We start from the raw sequence: 17,593 nt of genomic DNA on the forward strand, positions 1-17,593 counted from the left end.
TATACATTAATTTGGTTGAATTTCATAGATGTATCGTTTGCTAGATAAAGATGTTAAAGGTTGGAATTCTAGTTCTATCTTTTTAAATTCCCCATTAATCGCAAATCCTGCAGAGCCACTGATTTCTCTTCCGGGAGATAAAGAATTAAGTAGTTGGTCATTAATTGGGTACGATTTAGCCTGTTTACCATCAACGTATACTTTGACGTCTCCGCCAACAGGAATCTCTTCATCAGAATTGTTTTTTACAGTCATGTCCACTTTAAGAACTTTTGGCTGTCCATCTTCTGTGGTGGATAGATCATTAAAAGTACTTAGTTTTATTTTTATGATAATTTATATACGTAGAAATAGCTAGATATGTCGAAGCGTACACTCTTGATGGGGGTGTATGCTTTTTAAGTCCCATCGTTTCTTGATTGCTCGCTTTCCTGCAGGCCTCGTTCGAACTCATAAACGCTTTAATTTGAAGGATTTAGAAGCGTTTCTGGATTTCTCACTTCGGCTCATTCTGCAAGGAGTCTCGCAATAGAAACGATGCTTTCATGATACTAAATACATACGGCAACACAATAGATCGTTCTAGCTATTACTACGTAACGTTTAAGCAACATAACGTGTGAGCCTATCCTTGACAGGGCGTTGATACAGCTTGAAAATCAACAGTATGCGTGCTTTGAAGTTATCAAAATTTCGATAGCCATACGAGACGCGTTTAATTCACTTGATTTTATTGTTGATCCCTTCAATACTCCCATTATTGAATTGTGGGTTGTTAATTGTTGATTGAATAATGGGTAAGTATTTTTTATAAAATCGGATGAAACGCCAGACACCACGAGATACCTTTTTCTTCTCAACACTTAGTCATGTTTCTTTAAAGCGTAACCAATCACACTGAATATAGGGTTCATACATATCAGCAGTAACTGTTTTAACAGCTAATCGTTCTCGACGGTCAAAGCGATAAAAATAGGCTTTGAGTTGATGAATACGTCTGTCTTCTAATGTATCTATGATTTGATGGGTTTCATTATTGATAAAAAGAAAGCTCATAGCTGTAGAGACATGTTTGACACGCTTAAACTCATCTATTGATATATTTTGAGGTAAGTGAGATGACGGTTGAACCGTCAATGATTGCGCTGTTTGGTGAATACATCGTTTCACAGTACTCGGAGACACACAACAATCCTTCGCAATATCAACTTCAGAACGCACTTGTGTTAGCTTGTCTTGAATGGCCAGTTTCACACGATTGGTAATAAAACAGTTCTCTTACACAATATTTGTAGAAGCTGTAAAGGTGCTTTGACAGTACTGACACTTATAACGTTGTTTCGCTATATTAAAATAAACATAGGATTCTTGAGATTTTAACAACGTTAAACGAGATATACGCTTACCATGTTTATGAATGTGTCCCTCATTCTTATGCCCACATTTTTCACAACACTGGGGTGTATATGAAAGTGTGCCATAAATGACTGTGGAAAGCTGCCCCCGTACTTCAACATCGTCTTGAACATCTACCACCTGTATATTTTTGTCTTTTATTTTAAGTCGTTTTAATATATCATTACACATAGGCGTATCATGTCTCCTTTAATTTGGGTTTAAGGCACTTAAAATTATAGAGACCTATGCGCTTTTTGTATACAAAAAAGGTGAAGAATCTTTTTTTATCTTACTTCTTAGTATGATGAATTTAGGTTCTCTATCTCATTTTCCTTTTCAAAGAAAAATGAACGAAAATACAAACGATTTAATTCAAGAATATATCATTAAAAGTACTAATATTACATTTCTAATGAACAAATAAAAGTATTTATACATAAGGTTAACACTAGATCTCATAAATGATTACATTGGCAAACACCCCATGAAGTATTTAATCGTGAGGTGTTACGCTTAATTTAACAATTGAAGATATAAAGAGTAAACTGGATTCATTATTTTCTATCCTAAGGAGATAAGGGCACTATTTTATAACAATTGTATAAGATTAATGTTTTTTGTTGTTTGAATTATTTAATTAAATTATAATAAAACAAAAGCGAGTAAAGGATGTATATAATGACTATCAAAGTTGCTACAATTGGATCTTGCATTACAAGAGATAATTTTAACTCTAAAATTAACCCATATTATAAGTTGTTTTTTGATGTTATTGCTCATCAAAATCAAACAGCCATTCCGAGTTTGATGTCAGATAAACTCGAATTACAAGTTACAGAATCATTTATAAATAAGACTAATTATGTTCAAAACTTATTATTAAGAGAATTTGACAAAAGTTTTTTGGAAACTTTAAAAAAAGAAAAACCACAATATTTATTAATGGATCTCGATCCAGATGTGAAATTTGGATTGTTGAAAATTGAAGATAATAGCTATATAACAAACAACTCCAACTTTAAAGGTATTAACCAATTAGACACATCTGGAACATTAAATATAAATGATGATTTTGGTCAGTATTTTGAAATTTGGAGTCGAGCTATACATAAATTTTTTGAATTTATAAATAATGAAGTAACAGGCTGTAAAGTTATTTTAGTTAAAGGAAGATTTACAGATACTTTCACAGATGGAACTACTTTAACTGAATTAAGAACTCAACAGAACATTCCTTTACAAGATTTCGAATCTATGAATAAGGTATGGGATAAATTAGACGATTATATAGTTAAAAATTTCGATGTTGAAGTACTAGATATGACCAATACTCACTTTAAGTTAGATAAAAACCATATATGGGGACCATATTATTTACATTATGAGAAAAAGTTTTATAATAAATTTTTAAATGAATTGGTTAATATTACATATAAAAATTGCAACAGTTTGGCAGATGATTTGGCAAGAAGTGTCCAACGAATTTTTATTGATGACGAATTAGAACTCTTACACACTAAAACAGTTGAAGTTATTTTAAACTCAGAAAAAAACATCATTCAAATGTCTAGAAGAAATGAAAAAATTTACAGTTTATATAAAGAATTGCTTAAAAATGACTATATTTTATATTTTCATAAAGATGGTGTATCCAAACTTTATAAACGTAAATATATTAAAGAATTGTGGAAAAGGAATGATTTGTATCAAGAAGGAGATGTTTTTTATACTTTAGATAAACCTGTAGAACGTAAAGAAAATAAAAGTTCTATTGATAAAAAATTGATTGTTATATTTCCATGTATGCCAAACGTTGAAGTATATGATAGTTATTTAATGACTAACAGAATGTTCACTAAATTCTTTAACGGAATTGAAAGAAGTCTAGTCAAAAATGTATATACTATGAGAATTATGGATTTAAACCTTTCTCACGGTTCACATTATATTAACTCTGTGAATAATGAAACTTTTGAAAATGATATTACGAATGCCATTATGAGAGTTAAAGAAGAACTCAATATTGATAAAGAAGATATTGTATTATACGGTGCTTCTAAAGGTGGTACGGGTTCATTGTACTATGGTTCAAAATTAGATTTAAAATGTTTAGCTGTTGATCCAATTATCAGTTTGGGTGAATATAATGTGAGAGATGAACATTTTCTTAAAGGTTTAAGAAAAGAAGATATAAGCGATAATATTAATGAATATCTAAAGACTGGTTCAGAAAGCGAAAAATATATAATAGGTTCTGAGAATGTTCCTTTTAATTTTTCACATATCTCAAAAATTGAAGGGGATAACATTGTAAAATTAAATAAAGTTGATGAACATATAAAGGCACATCCTGATGTTTCGAGAAATACAATACCAGAACAATTAATGATATTAAATAAAATGTTGTTGAATATAAAGTTTTAGATTAGAGAAAGTTAAACTATGAATGAAAAGTAAATGATAGTAGTTCGCTTGTATATGTCTGTTTAATAAGTTCTCAATTTATTACAGTACTCAATTTTATAAGGTAATACTGAGAGTCATATTGGCATGTTGCTTATGAGTCATAACGATATTTTATTCATAACTTGAATATCAGGGTATTTTAAGAAATTTTAATATGCTATGATATATAGGCGCTCGATATCTTTTTTATATTTGAGGTGTTAATACTTCAAATTATAAGGCATCAGCGCTTTTTGTATACCAAAAAAGGTGAGACAGCATATGCTATCTCACCACAAAAGTAAAGATTATTTTTTAAATGTGTCTACTAAGCCTTTAATTAATCTAACGATACCGAGAATAATACTTGCCCAAGTCATGAGTACGCCTCCTCTTTGTTTGAATTACTTATAGTTTAAAGAGAATAAACCGTATTTTGTGACTTTATGCATAGCTTATCAAATTTAATGCAAAACTGTTTGATCTGTAAGTGGAGTTAACAGTTGGGCAGTCATAGCTGATGCATGAATTATAAAGTGTTAGGACTCCTTATAAGTTGCTATAAAAAATTAGAGCAAATACAAGAAAATTACACTTCGATTATATGCATTAGATGGAGAGAAAGAGTGTAGCTTATCAATATATTTTGATTTAGTCTGCTATTATTCTCTTTTTAGTGTTTTTGTACTGCGCATATTTGAAAATGATATGACAGCATTTTAAAGTATGTTAGGAACAGTTGTGCATCTCAAATGTTTGATATTAACTTCAATTTTAACAGTTAGGCACTGAAAAAGAAGAGTTTAGAAATATTGAACATTTATTGACAAGGTTGAGATACAATAAAGTTAACAAAACGAAGCGCATCGTAACATGCTTGGTTTTGAAAATTCTTAATTTAAGGAGTGTATTGACACATGTCAGAAATTATCAACGCAATTAAGGATACAGTACAAGCAGGATTAGATCAAGACTGGGTAACAATGGGGACAGGTATTGCTGACGTTGTTGCTAAAGGTATCGACTTTGTTATTGGTTTCTTCGGTTAATTGCTAACCTTTCATATTATCTATAAAAGCTAGGCCTCGGAATTTATCCGTGTCCCTAGCTTTTTATTTATGATCTGATGATATATTTTGGAGTATGATGGTTTTGATTTTAAGTCGTTTATAAACGACTTATATTAAGGTGTCCAAATTAAAATATCGTGTCCATCATCATTTTTAGCTTCTAAATCTGTAAACCCATTTTTTATGAAGAAGTTTTTAGATTCGAATCGTGCAATTGCTTTAATAGGATGTCCAAACGATTTGGCGAATGCCAGTAAGTCAGAACCATACCCTTTGCCCCAATATTTTTCGAGCACTTCTAATTTCCAAACTACTAAATAATCTTCATAGTCTGGGAAATACGTCTCTTCTACATCTCCTTTACGATAGAGTGCCATACGTGCTGCGATTTTTTCGCCAACGTAGATGCCATAAAATGGTGACTCAGAACTTGCATCTATCATTTCACCGTGTAATTCATCAACCATATAAAGATCTTTGTTGCCAAAATCTTTACGGAATGCCTCAAATAGTTCTTCAGTCTTATAATTAATATCAAGATGTGTCACTTTAGCCATGTGCAGTCCCCCCTTATTGATTTGACTATATTATATCGCAATTAATAATGTTATTGAAGTAAGCCGTTAAATTGTCAGATGCTTGCTTAAATATTATACTGTTAACGAATACGATTTAAGGAGAAATGAGCATGGATTGTTTAAATATTACAGTCAATGAAAAGGATTCATTTATAAAGGAATATACCAATCATAATGCCCAAATTTTAAAATTTTATGCGTTTGACCCTAATTCGAGTGAAAGTTACGACCAACGCATGACTTCGCCAAATAATGGGAGGGAACAAGCTGTTGCGAGTGCAATTCGTGCATATATGTCTGATGTATCATTAACAGAAGAACAGCAAGAAAACCTTAATGCTTTAGCAGATGGTGCAAAAGTTGTTATTGGTGGGCAACAAGCGGGACTTTTTACAGGTCCTTTGTATACATTTCATAAAATATTATCTATCATTACTAAAGCAAAGGAGCTCTCTCAAACATACGATGCGCGTGTTGTACCTGTATTTTGGATTGCGGGAGAAGATCATGACTTTGAAGAAGTTAATCATGCATATACTATGCAACAACGTACAGGTACATTGAAAAAAGTGAAATATCACACATTAACGCCACCTGAAACGACAGTATCGCGATATGTGCCTGATCGAGAAGCATTACATAATGCATTAACACAGTTTTTTGAAGCACTACCTGAAACTGTGTATTCCAAATCATTAATTGAAGAGATAGAGCATTTTATTGATAGCGCAGAGACATGGGTTGACTTGTTTAAGTTAATAGTACAACGATGTTTCGGTTCACATGGTATTTTAATGATTGATGCACAATGCAAGGCGTTAAGACAAGTTGAAAAACCAATACTCAAACAATTAGTACAGCGTCATGATGAAGTGGATAAAGCTTTTCGCCGTACACAACAGCAAGTGGAAAAAGCAGGTCTTACAAAGATGATACATACTCATACAAATGTACATCTCTTTTTACATGAAGAAGGGCAACGTCAATTGTTGAATTATGAAGCAGGTAACTACAAGTTAAGTAAAAGTGAAAAGTGCTATACGCAGGAGACTTTGTTGACATTGGTTGAACAAGAGCCTGAACTTTTTTCAAACAATGTTGTGACGAGGCCTTTGATGCAAGAGTGGCTTTTTAATACAGTTGCTTTTATTGGTGGACCTAGTGAAATCAAATACTGGGGCGAACTTAAAGAAGTTTTACGTTTGTTTGATGTGGAAATGCCAATTGTTTTGCCGCGTATGCGTATGACTTATGTATCTGCACAAGTTAAGAGATTGCTTGATATGTATGATTTGAATGTGGAAGATGTAATTTCTGAAGGGGTTGAAGCAGCACGTGCTACTTTTATTCGTAGTCATGCCTCTGATTTGGTATTACAACAAATTGATAATATGCTCACACAACAGCATCAGTTTTATGATGTGTTAGCTCAAGAAATGTCAGATACAGAAGATAATCGTAATTTATTAAAGAAAAATCATGACATTCAAACCTATCAATATGAATATCTAAAAACACGATATTTGAATAATATTGCAAAAGATAATGAAGTGAGTATGCGACATTTTAAAGTTTTGACACATACACTTCATCCGATGGGTGGTTTACAGGAAAGGATTTGGAATCCATTACAATTATTGAATGAAAATGGGATTGATATGTATGCATCCCACACTTTCCCTCCACTTCGTTACACTTTTGATCAAATTGTTGTTCAAATATAGTAACACCAGTATTTTGAGTGTGATTCGTTATTTACGAATTACGCTCTTTTTTTATTTTCAACATAATTTTTAATGATTTTTATAGAATTAGTGGAGGATAGTGGTGAGATGTGGTAAATTATAAATAAGGTGAGGTGATATAAAATTGTTCATGGGTGAATATGAAAACAAATTAGATGCTAAGGGACGTATGATTGTTCCATCTAAGTTTCGTTATGATTTAAATGAACGTTTTATTATCACAAGAGGCCTTGATAAATGCTTGTTTGGCTACACGTTAGAAGAATGGCAAACCATTGAAGAGAAAATGAAAACCTTACCTATGACAAAACGTGATGCACGAAAGTTTATGCGCATGTTCTTCTCTGGTGCGATTGAAGTGGAAATAGACAAGCAAGGACGTATTAATATTCCAGCTAAGTTAAGAGCTTATGCCAATTTGGAGAAAGAGTGTACAGTCATTGGCGTTTCCAATCGTATTGAGATTTGGGATAGAGCAACATGGAATGATTTTTACGATGAATCTGAAGAGAATTTTGAAGCGATTGCCGAAGATTTAATTGATTTTGATTTTTAATAGAATGGAGAGGTTGATGTGTTCCATCACGTTAGTGTGTTACTGAAAGAAACGGTAGATCAACTGAATATCAAAGAAGATGGCATATATGTTGATTGTACATTAGGTGGTGCTGGACACGCTCTGTATCTTCTAAGTCAATTATCTGATCAAGGGCGTCTAATCGCAATTGATCAAGATACAACAGCAATTGAGAATGCAAAAGAAAAATTAAGAGATGAATTGCATAAAGTGACTTTTGTCCATAGTAACTTCAGATATTTAAATGAAATATTGAATGATTTAGATATAGATAAAGTGGACGGTATTTTATATGACTTAGGTGTTTCTAGTCCACAGTTAGATGTGCCAGAGCGTGGCTTTAGTTATCATCATGATGCTAAATTGGATATGCGAATGGATCAAACACAGCCATTATCAGCATATGAAGTTGTGAATGAGTGGTCATATGAAGCATTGGTCAAGATTTTTTTTCGTTATGGAGAAGAAAAGTTTTCAAAGCAAATTGCGCGTAAAATTGAATCTAAACGTACGGAACGCCCTATTCAAACAACGTTGGAGCTTGTGGAATGTATTAAAGAAGGTATTCCAGCAAAAGCAAGACGTACGGGAGGGCATCCGGCGAAACGTGTATTCCAAGCCATTCGTATTGCAGTGAACGATGAATTAGCAGCTTTTGAAGATGCGTTAGAACAAGCGATTGAACGTGTGAAAGTAGGTGGACGTATTTCGGTTATTACGTTCCATTCATTAGAAGATCGATTGTGTAAACAAATGTTTCAAGAGTATGAGAAGGGGCCGGATGTACCGAGAGGGCTTCCTGTTCTTCCAGAAGCGTATACGCCGAAATTAAAACGTGTGAATAGAAAACCGATTGTTGCGAGTGAAGAAGACTTGTTAGACAACAACCGAGCGAGAAGTGCCAAGCTGCGTGTTGCAGAAATATTAAAATAAAGGAGTAGGCGGATATTATGGCGGTAGAGAAAATATATGAACCGTATGAACAGCAAATAGCAGAACCACAAAGCACCCCGAAAAAGAAACTTTCACAACAGCATCAAACTATAAAGAAGCAAGTAGTTGTGAAAGTGACGCGATTTGAAAAGTTATTATACATATCTCTTGTTGCAATTATTGCAGCTATTAGTATTTATATGTTGTCTTTAAAGATGGATGCCTATGATACAAGAGGGAAAATTGCAGATTTAGAACAAAAAATTGAACAACAATCAAGTCAAAATAGTGCATTAAAGTCCGAAACAATGAAAAACGCTTCTTATGAGCGCATCTATGATAAGGCGCAGAAACAAGGCATGAGTCTACAGAATGACAATGTAAAGGTCGTGCGTAAAGATGGCGAAACGAAAAATTAAGATTAAAAAGAATAAAGTAGGAGCAGTCCTCCTGATTGGTGTACTTGGACTGCTCTTTTTTTCATTGGTTTTAAGATATGGCTATGTCATGCTATTGGGGCAGTCATCTGGTGAAGATTTAATTATGAGAGCAAACCAGAAATATTTGTCACAGCTTGATCAAGGTGCAGAACGCGGCAAAATATATGACCGAAATGGCAAAATCTTAGCTGAAGATGTTGATCGTTTTCGCTTGGCAGCTGTTATTGATCAGCGTGCAAGTCAAGATTCAGAAGAGCCAAGGCACGTTGTAGATAAAAAAAAGACAGCGAAACAACTGGCTAAAGTGATTGATATGTCTGCTAAAGATATAGAAAAGCGTCTCAATATGAAAAAGGCTTTTCAGGTCGAATTTGGTAAAGCAGGACAAAACTTGACCTATCATGATAAGGAAAAGATTGAGAAGATGAAGTTACCAGGTATAACGTTATACCCTGAGGTGCAGCGTTTTTATCCTAATGGTAACTTTGCATCACATTTGATTGGTATGGCGCAAAAAGATGCGGATACGGGAGAGCTTAAAGGCGCATTAGGTGTTGAAAAAATATTTGATAGCTATCTGTCTGGAGAGTCAGGTCACGCCTCTTTCACGAAAGATATATGGGGCTATATCATCCCGAATTCTAAAAATGAAGTGGCACCTAAACGTGGGGATGATGTGCATTTGACGATTGATTCTAATATTCAAGTATTTGTAGAGGAAGCGCTTGATAAGATGGTAGAACGCTATGAACCGAAAGATTTATTTGCTGTCGTTATGGATGCAAAAACGGGTGAGATTTTAGCGTATAGCCAAAGACCTACATTTAATCCAGAGACAGGAGAAAACTTTGGTAAAAAGTGGGCAAATGATTTATATCAAAACCTTTATGAACCAGGATCGACATTCAAAACATTTGGTCTTGCTGCAGCGATTCAAGAAGGTAAATTTAAACCGAATGAAAAATACGAGTCGGGGTACCGTGATATTCAAGGTTCTCGTATTTATGACTGGAATAAAGAAGGTTGGGGTAAAATTCCTATGAGCTTAGGTTTTACATATTCATCTAATACTTTGATGATGAAACTCCAAGACCTTGTAGGTGTTGACAAAATGCAATCATGGTATGAAAAGTTTGGATTTGGTAAAACCACAGGAAGTTTATTTGATGGTGAACAGAGTGGTAATATTGCATGGGAAAATGAATTGATGCAAAAAACGACAACATTTGGTCAATCTACAACTGTAACACCTGCACAAATGCTCCAAGCTCAATCATCTGTATTTAATAAAGGTGAGATGATTCGACCTTATTTTATTTCATCAATTATGAATCCAGTGTCTGATCAAACGTATTATAAAGGGAAGCGTGAAGTGACAGGTAAACCAATGACGGAACAAACGGCGAAAAAAGTCGCAAAAGAGTTGGATCTCGTTGTTAATAGCAAAGATAGCCATGCGAAACATTTTAAAGTTGATGGATATCGTGTAGCAGGCAAAACAGGAACTGCACAAGTCGCAGACCCAGAGAATGGCGGGTATGTAGAAGGGCCGAATCCATATTTTTCAAGTTTTATAGGTCATGCCCCAAGTAAAAATCCACGTGTTGTTGTATATGCTGGTATGAGCCTTGCACAAAAACGAGATCAAGAAGCTTACGAAATGAGTGTAAGTAAAGCATTTGTACCGATTATGAAGAATACATTGCAATACTTAAACGTAGGGGAAGACAAACTTGATGAACAAGTCACGATTAATAAAGTGCCTGATGTTGTTGATTCATCTGTTGAAAAGGCAGAAGATAAAATTACGAATCAGTCACTTCACCCAGTTGTGATAGGCAGTGGTGATCAAGTCGTAAGTCAAAGTCCAACATCAAGTACAAGATTATTACCAAACAGTAATGTTTTATTGCTGACGAATGGTGACTTAACAATGCCAGATATGACGGGATGGACCCGAGATGACCTTGTCGCGTTTGAATCTTTAACAGGCATCAAAGTAAAAGTTAAAGGTAGTGGTTTTGTGAAATCACAATCACAATCGGCACAATCGCCGATAGATAAAAAGGCGGATATTGAAGTGGAAATGGCATCAAAAGAAACAGGTTAATCACTGCTGTCATTGATAGGGGAGATAGTTTGAGCGGGATAATATATGTCGTTTAGACTTTCCCACTATTTGGCAGTATATGAGATCGCCTTGAAATGCAGATACTATCTTTCAAATGAAATGTAAGACGAAATATATAAAGGAGACTATTATGGGAATTATTAGCGCAATTATCGCATTTGTTATAACAGCAGTTTTAGTACCAATTTTAATACCTACTTTAAAGCGTATGAAGTTTGGGCAAAGTATTCGGGAAGAGGGACCACAAAGCCATATGAAAAAGACAGGGACACCGACTATGGGTGGTTTAACCTTTTTAATTGGAGCTATTGTCACGACAATAATTGCGAGTGTTTTTGTAGAACCAGCAAGCCCATTGCTACTCTTACTTTTTGTTACTATTGGTTTTGGGTTGATTGGTTTTATTGATGATTATATCATCGTTGTTAAAAAGAACAATCAAGGTTTAACAAGTAAGCAAAAGTTTTTAGCGCAAATTATCATTGCAGTTATCTTTTTTATCGTTGCAAAAGGATTTAATGCATTTGATTTCTCTACTGATATTAATTTGCCTTTTACAGATGCATCTTTGCCATTGTCTTTTGCGTATGTCTTATTCATTATTTTTTGGCAAGTAGGCTTTTCGAATGCTGTCAACTTAACAGATGGTTTAGATGGTTTAGCAACAGGACTTTCAATTATTGGTTTTACGATGTATGCAATAATGAGTTTCGTTTTAGAACAACCAGCTATTGGATTATTTTGTATCATTATGATTGCAGCGCTATCAGGTTTCTTACCTTATAATATTAACCCAGCCAAAGTCTTTATGGGGGATACAGGAAGCCTAGCACTAGGTGGTATTTTTGCAACAATCTCTATTATGCTGAACCAAGAACTTTCATTATTGTTTATAGGGCTTGTCTTTGTCTTAGAGACATTATCCGTTATGATACAAGTCACATCATTTAAATTGACGGGGAAACGTATTTTTAAGATGAGTCCATTGCATCATCACTTTGAACTGATAGGTTGGAGTGAGTGGAAAGTCGTGACGGTCTTTTGGTCAGTCGGATTAATAACAGGTCTTATCGGTCTATGGATTGGAGTGAGCTAATTGATAAACTATACAGGATTAATGGGGGAAAAGGTACTTGTACTTGGTTTGGCAAAGAGTGGCTATGAAGCAGCAAAATTATTGCATCGCCTTGGTGCAGAAGTAACAGTAAATGATGGCAAAGATTTATCACAAGATGTGCATGCGAAAGACTTAGAAACATTAGGTATTCATGTAGTGAGTGGCTCGCATCCCATCGCATTGTTGGATGAATCCCCAATTATTGTTAAGAATCCCGGTATTCCTTATACAGTTCCGTTATTACAGGAGGCAAAAACACGTGGGTTGACAATTTTAACGGAGGTCGAACTCAGCTATCTTATATCAGAAGCCCCAATCATTGGTATTACAGGTACAAATGGTAAGACAACGGTAACATCATTACTTGGTGATATGTTTAATAAAAGTAGAGAAGTTGGACATTTAGCAGGTAATATTGGATATGTGGCCTCAAAAGTAGCACAAGATGTTCGGGCTGATGAGTATTTAATTACTGAGCTTTCATCATTTCAATTATTAGGTATTGAGCATTATCGACCACATATTGCAATTGTTACGAATATTTATGAAGCACATTTAGATTACCATGAAACATTAGAGAATTATCAAGAAGCTAAAAAGCGTATTTTTAAAAATCAAACAGAGAGTGATTATTTAATTTTTAATTATCAACAACGCCATTTGATTGATACGTCTCAAATAAAATCAAAAATACTTTATTTTTCGACACAACAAGCAGTAGATGGTATTTATGTAGATAATGACTATATTGTCTATAATCATATTCGTCTGATCCATTTAGATGACATTGTTTTACCGGGAACACATAACTTAGAAAATATTTTAGCTGCCACATTAGCTGCTATTTTAGCAGGTGTGTCAGTTGGTGCAATTATTCAGTCTTTAACGACATTTTCAGGCATTGAACATCGTTTGCAGTATATTGGGAATAATAAAACCAATAAGTATTACAATGATTCTAAAGCAACGAATACATTGGCAACACAATTTGCTTTGAATTCTTTTGATCAGCCTATCGTTTGGTTATGTGGTGGCTTAGATCGAGGAAATGATTTTGATGATTTGATTCCGTATATGAATAATGTGCGTGTAATGATTACTTTTGGTGAAACACAAGATAAGTTTATAAAGCTTGGTGAAAGTCAAGGAAAGCTAGTGATACGGGCTATTGATGTGACAGACGCAGTGACAAAAGTCCAAGAAATAGTAGAACCGAATGATGTGATTTTACTTTCGCCAGCGTGTGCAAGTTGGGATCAATATGACACTTTTGAACAACGAGGTGAAATGTTTGTGTCGGCGTTTAAAGCTCATTTGCCGTCACATTAAGGATGTGGAATAAATGACAGAGCATATCCCAAAGATAGATAATGTGATGCTTAAAGAACAAAGACGACGTCAACTGTTAAAAAGACGACGCATACAACGTGCAGTGGTTTCAATATTATTACTCATCGTTGTGCTTATTGTAATTTATATGTTTACGCCGATCAGTTATATTAAACATGTGTCGATTGAAGGGAATCATTATATAGCGGATAAGACAATCGAAAAACAACTTAAAATAAAAAAAGATACACGCATTTATTCTTACAATGGTGGGAAAGCAGAAGATCGCATTAATAAACATCCGCTAGTTAAAGAAGTTAATGTACATAAAGGGTTATTCAATCGTATCACTGTAACAGTTAAAGAATATGACATCGTAGGTATTGTGACGGTCAAAGATCGAGAAGTCCCAGTTATTGAAAGTGGACGTATACTGCAAGATTATAAAGGGAACGTGCCGAATGAAGTTCCGTATTTGCAAGGGTTTAAAGGTACAGATAAACAAAATCTTGTGGAGGCACTCAATAAAGTTGATCGTACAACGCGTGCGCAAATTTCTGAAGTGGTGTATGCTGCTAAAAAGGCACAGCCTAATTTAATCAAACTCTATATGCGAGATGGTATAGAGGTACTGGGAAACACCAAAACAATTGCTAAGAAACTGAAATATTATCCGAGTATGTCTCAAGCGCTAGATAAAGATGATTCTGGACGATTAAAAGAGGCAGGTTATATTGATTTATCAGTCGGTGCAAGCTTTATTCCATATAATGATTCAGAAGATAGTAGTAGTGATTCAGCAAGTGCACAACAGGTTGAAACAAGTACACAGTCAAGAGATGAAGCAAAAGATGAACTACAAAAAGCATTAAATAAAATTAAAGAGAGTGAAAAGGAAGCGGAGTGAGAAGGTGAGGTACTAGGATAACAGAGATTTTACACCCTATACCTATCCTTCGTTTGCTTTTGTATATTCGAAATGTCTTTTTCACATTCAAGTTAGTGATTACATAAAATGAACAAAAAGTTAGAAATTAAACAGGTTTATAGTTCACATTGGTACAGTGTTATTGTAAACTTATAATAGTGTGAATATGTAAAAAACTGTCAGGAGGTGCCTATCTATGGAAGAGCATTATTATGTTAGTGTAGATATCGGCTCATCAAGCGTAAAAGCAATCGTTGGTGAAAAATTTCATAACGGCATTAATGTGATAGGTACAGGGCAAACCTATACAAATGGTATTAAAAATGGCTTGATTGATGACTTTGATATCGCAAAACAAGCAATTAAAGATACAATAAAAAAAGCATCTATTGCATCAGGCGTAGATATTAAAGAAGTTTTCTTAAAATTACCTATTGTTGGTACAGAAGTATATGATGAAACAAATAAAATTGAGTTTCATGAAGATACAGAGATTGATGGTACACACATTGAAACAGTGCTAGAAGGGATTCGCAGTAAAAATGAAGCACCTGAAACAGAAGTCATCAACGTGTTCCCAATTCGTTTTATTGTAGACGAAGACAACGAAGTATCTGACCCTAAAGAATTGATTGCGCGTCATTCTTTACAAGTTGATGCAGGTGTGATTGCGATTCATAAATCTATTTTGATTAATATGATTAAATGCGTAGAGTCAAGTGGTGTCGACGTGCTTGATGTTTATTCAGATTCATACAACTATCGTTCAATCTTGACACCGACAGAAAGAGAGCTTGGCGCGTGTGTGATTGATATTGGTGAAGATTTAACACAAATCGCATTTTACGAGCGGGGTGAACTGATTGATGCAGATGTCATTTTAATGGCAGGACGTCATATTACAGATGATATTGCTCAGTTTTTAAATACACCTTACGATGCGGCTGAAAAGATTAAGCAACAATACGGACATGCATTTTACGATTCAGCATCCGATCAAGACGTGTTTGCAGTAGAACAGATCGACTCTGATGCACCTGCACAATACACGCAAAAAGAGTTGAGTGACGTTATCGAAGCACGTGTAGAAGATATTTTCTTCGAAGTGTTTGATGTTTTACAAGCACTGGATTTAACAAAAGTGAACGGTGGCTTTGTTATTACAGGTGGCTCAGCTAATTTATTAGGTGTTAAAGAGTTATTACAAGATATGGTAAGTGAGAAAGTGCGTATTCATACACCTTCACAGATGGGTGTACGTAAACCTGAGTTTTCTTCGGCGATTTCTACAATTTCTAGCAGTATTGCTTTCGATGAGTTATTGGATTATGTTACAATAAGTAATCATGATAACGAAGAAATTGAGGAAGAAGTTATTGAAAGTGATACAAATGTACACGATTCAAAACCAAGTGGCTTTGAGTCTCTATTTAAGAGAAAATCGAAGAAACAACAGCCTCAAGATACATCAGGTGAAGCATATAACAACGATGAGCAAAGCAATGTGGATACGCATAATGCAAACGCTGAACAAGATGAACCGAAACAAGAAGAAAGTAAATTCAAAAAAATTATGAGATCTCTGTTTGATTGATTGGCTACAAAGATTAGGAGGAAAAGTAAATGTTAGAATTTGAACAAGGATTTAATCATTTAGCGACACTGAAAGTCATCGGTGTCGGTGGTGGCGGTAATAACGCTGTTAACCGTATGATTGACCACGGTATGAACAATGTAGAATTTATCGCAATTAATACGGATGGACAAGCTTTAAACCTATCTAAAGCTGAGTCAAAGATCCAAATTGGTGAAAAATTAACACGTGGTTTAGGCGCAGGTGCTAATCCTGAGATTGGTAAAAAAGCAGCTGAAGAATCTCGTGAACAAATTGAAGATGCCATCCAAGGTGCAGATATGGTATTTGTTACAGCCGGTATGGGTGGAGGTACTGGTACTGGAGCCGCACCTGTTGTAGCCAAAATCGCAAAAGAAATGGGCGCATTAACAGTAGGTGTTGTCACACGTCCATTTAGTTTTGAAGGTCGTAAACGTCAAACACAAGCAGCTGCTGGTGTAGAGTCAATGAAAGCGGCTGTTGATACATTGATTGTTATTCCAAATGATCGTTTATTAGATATTGTTGACAAATCAACACCAATGATGGAAGCATTTAAAGAAGCAGATAATGTTTTACGTCAAGGTGTTCAAGGTATTTCAGACTTAATTGCAGTTTCAGGTGAAGTAAACTTAGACTTTGCTGACGTTAAAACGATTATGTCCAACCAAGGTTCTGCATTAATGGGTATCGGTGTGTCTTCAGGTGAGAATCGTGCCGTTGAAGCTGCGAAAAAAGCTATCTCATCCCCATTACTTGAAACATCAATTGTTGGTGCACAAGGTGTTTTAATGAACATTACAGGTGGAGAGTCTTTATCACTATTTGAAGCACAAGAAGCGGCTGATATTGTACAAGATGCTGCTGACGAAGATGTAAATATGATTTTTGGTACCGTGATTAATCCGGAGCTTCAAGACGAGATTGTAGTTACAGTTATCGCAACTGGTTTTGAAGATAAACCTGCATCACAAGCACGTAAGCAAGGTCATTCTGGATTTGGTGCAAGTGCATCACAATCAACAGCTAAAGAGTCAAGTTTTAATACGGGTAACACTTCATCAGTAAGTCAAGATAAAGAAACAGAAGTTCGTGGTCATAGTACAGCTGATGACGATATTCCAAGCTTTATCCGTAACAGAGAAGAAAGACGCTCAAGAAGAACACGTCGTTAAACTTTAGCGTTATTATAAATAGAGGCAAAGTTAAGTGTGCTACATTTTTCGTATAATGATGTAGCTGCTACTTTGTAACAACTTATGAATTAAAATGCTAGGGCAAATGTCA

General features: G+C 34.7%; 15 protein-coding genes and 1 pseudogene. 12 read left to right on the forward strand and 4 right to left on the reverse strand.

Annotation, left to right across the window (positions count from 1 at the left end):
* Positions 1–6: 6 nt before the first annotated feature.
* The gene (locus tag FGL66_RS03240; RefSeq protein ID WP_308413118.1) at positions 7–333 is read right to left on the reverse strand and encodes a DUF4352 domain-containing protein; all 327 of its coding nucleotides are present in this window, start codon (positions 331–333) and stop codon (positions 7–9) included.
* Between the two features lie 270 nt (positions 334–603).
* A pseudogene (locus tag FGL66_RS03245) lies at positions 604–1,587 on the reverse strand (transposase).
* Positions 1,588–2,076: 489 nt separating this feature from the next.
* On the opposite strand from FGL66_RS03245, the gene FGL66_RS03250 reads away from it, so the two are divergent.
* The gene (locus FGL66_RS03250) at positions 2,077–3,822 is read left to right on the forward strand and encodes an accessory Sec system protein Asp2 (protein ID WP_180810177.1); all 1,746 of its coding nucleotides are present in this window, start codon (positions 2,077–2,079) and stop codon (positions 3,820–3,822) included.
* A gap of 329 nt (positions 3,823–4,151) precedes the next feature.
* On the opposite strand, the gene FGL66_RS09920 is transcribed toward FGL66_RS03250, so the two are convergent.
* Positions 4,152–4,223: an alpha-1/alpha-2 family phenol-soluble modulin gene (locus FGL66_RS09920; protein ID WP_180810464.1), complete on the reverse strand. Its 72-nt coding sequence runs from the start codon at positions 4,221–4,223 to the stop codon at positions 4,152–4,154.
* A gap of 537 nt (positions 4,224–4,760) precedes the next feature.
* On the opposite strand from FGL66_RS09920, the gene FGL66_RS03260 reads away from it, so the two are divergent.
* On the forward strand, positions 4,761–4,892 hold the full coding sequence (locus FGL66_RS03260) for a beta-class phenol-soluble modulin (protein WP_180810178.1): 132 nt from the start codon (positions 4,761–4,763) through the stop codon (positions 4,890–4,892).
* Positions 4,893–5,026: 134 nt separating this feature from the next.
* Here the strand turns inward: FGL66_RS03260 and FGL66_RS03265 are convergent, their stop codons facing one another.
* Positions 5,027–5,470 carry an N-acetyltransferase gene (locus tag FGL66_RS03265; RefSeq protein WP_180810179.1) on the reverse strand — a complete coding sequence of 148 codons (444 nt, stop codon included), beginning with the start codon at positions 5,468–5,470 and terminating at the stop codon, positions 5,027–5,029.
* 131 nt (positions 5,471–5,601) lie between these two features.
* Here FGL66_RS03265 and bshC point away from each other — a divergent pair, with 131 nt between their 5' ends.
* The 10 genes from bshC to ftsZ all read left to right on the forward strand — a co-directional run bounded on the left by bshC (position 5,602) and on the right by ftsZ (position 17,481).
* Positions 5,602–7,215 (forward strand): bacillithiol biosynthesis cysteine-adding enzyme BshC, encoded by a 1,614-nt coding sequence (bshC, locus tag FGL66_RS03270; RefSeq protein WP_180810180.1) that lies wholly within the window; start codon positions 5,602–5,604, stop codon positions 7,213–7,215.
* A gap of 145 nt (positions 7,216–7,360) precedes the next feature.
* Positions 7,361–7,792 carry a division/cell wall cluster transcriptional repressor MraZ gene (mraZ, locus tag FGL66_RS03275; protein ID WP_180810181.1) on the forward strand — a complete coding sequence of 144 codons (432 nt, stop codon included), beginning with the start codon at positions 7,361–7,363 and terminating at the stop codon, positions 7,790–7,792.
* Positions 7,793–7,810: 18 nt separating this feature from the next.
* On the forward strand, positions 7,811–8,746 hold the full coding sequence (gene rsmH, locus FGL66_RS03280; RefSeq protein ID WP_180810182.1) for a 16S rRNA (cytosine(1402)-N(4))-methyltransferase RsmH: 936 nt from the start codon (positions 7,811–7,813) through the stop codon (positions 8,744–8,746).
* Positions 8,747–8,763: 17 nt separating this feature from the next.
* Positions 8,764–9,165 (forward strand): cell division protein FtsL, encoded by a 402-nt coding sequence (ftsL, locus tag FGL66_RS03285; protein ID WP_180810183.1) that lies wholly within the window; start codon positions 8,764–8,766, stop codon positions 9,163–9,165.
* Positions 9,146–11,296, forward strand: coding sequence for a penicillin-binding protein (locus FGL66_RS03290; RefSeq protein ID WP_180810184.1), 2,151 nt, complete (start codon positions 9,146–9,148; stop codon positions 11,294–11,296). The genes ftsL and FGL66_RS03290 overlap by 20 nt, the downstream gene beginning before the upstream one ends.
* A gap of 151 nt (positions 11,297–11,447) precedes the next feature.
* Positions 11,448–12,413 carry a phospho-N-acetylmuramoyl-pentapeptide-transferase gene (gene mraY / locus FGL66_RS03295; protein ID WP_180810185.1) on the forward strand — a complete coding sequence of 322 codons (966 nt, stop codon included), beginning with the start codon at positions 11,448–11,450 and terminating at the stop codon, positions 12,411–12,413.
* Entirely contained in the window at positions 12,414–13,763 is a 1,350-nt protein-coding gene (murD, locus tag FGL66_RS03300; RefSeq protein WP_180810186.1) for a UDP-N-acetylmuramoyl-L-alanine--D-glutamate ligase, read from the forward strand. It begins immediately after the preceding gene.
* A 13-nt stretch (positions 13,764–13,776) separates the two neighbouring features.
* Positions 13,777–14,670 (forward strand): cell division protein FtsQ/DivIB, encoded by an 894-nt coding sequence (locus tag FGL66_RS03305; RefSeq protein WP_180810187.1) that lies wholly within the window; start codon positions 13,777–13,779, stop codon positions 14,668–14,670.
* A gap of 217 nt (positions 14,671–14,887) precedes the next feature.
* Positions 14,888–16,285, forward strand: a complete 1,398-nt coding sequence (gene ftsA / locus FGL66_RS03310) for a cell division protein FtsA (protein ID WP_180810188.1) — start codon at positions 14,888–14,890, stop codon at positions 16,283–16,285.
* A gap of 29 nt (positions 16,286–16,314) precedes the next feature.
* Entirely contained in the window at positions 16,315–17,481 is a 1,167-nt protein-coding gene (gene ftsZ / locus FGL66_RS03315; protein WP_180810189.1) for a cell division protein FtsZ, read from the forward strand.
* Positions 17,482–17,593: the final 112 nt, after the last annotated feature.

Source organism: Staphylococcus sp. 17KM0847, assembly GCF_013463155.1.
Lineage (GTDB): Bacteria > Bacillota > Bacilli > Staphylococcales > Staphylococcaceae > Staphylococcus.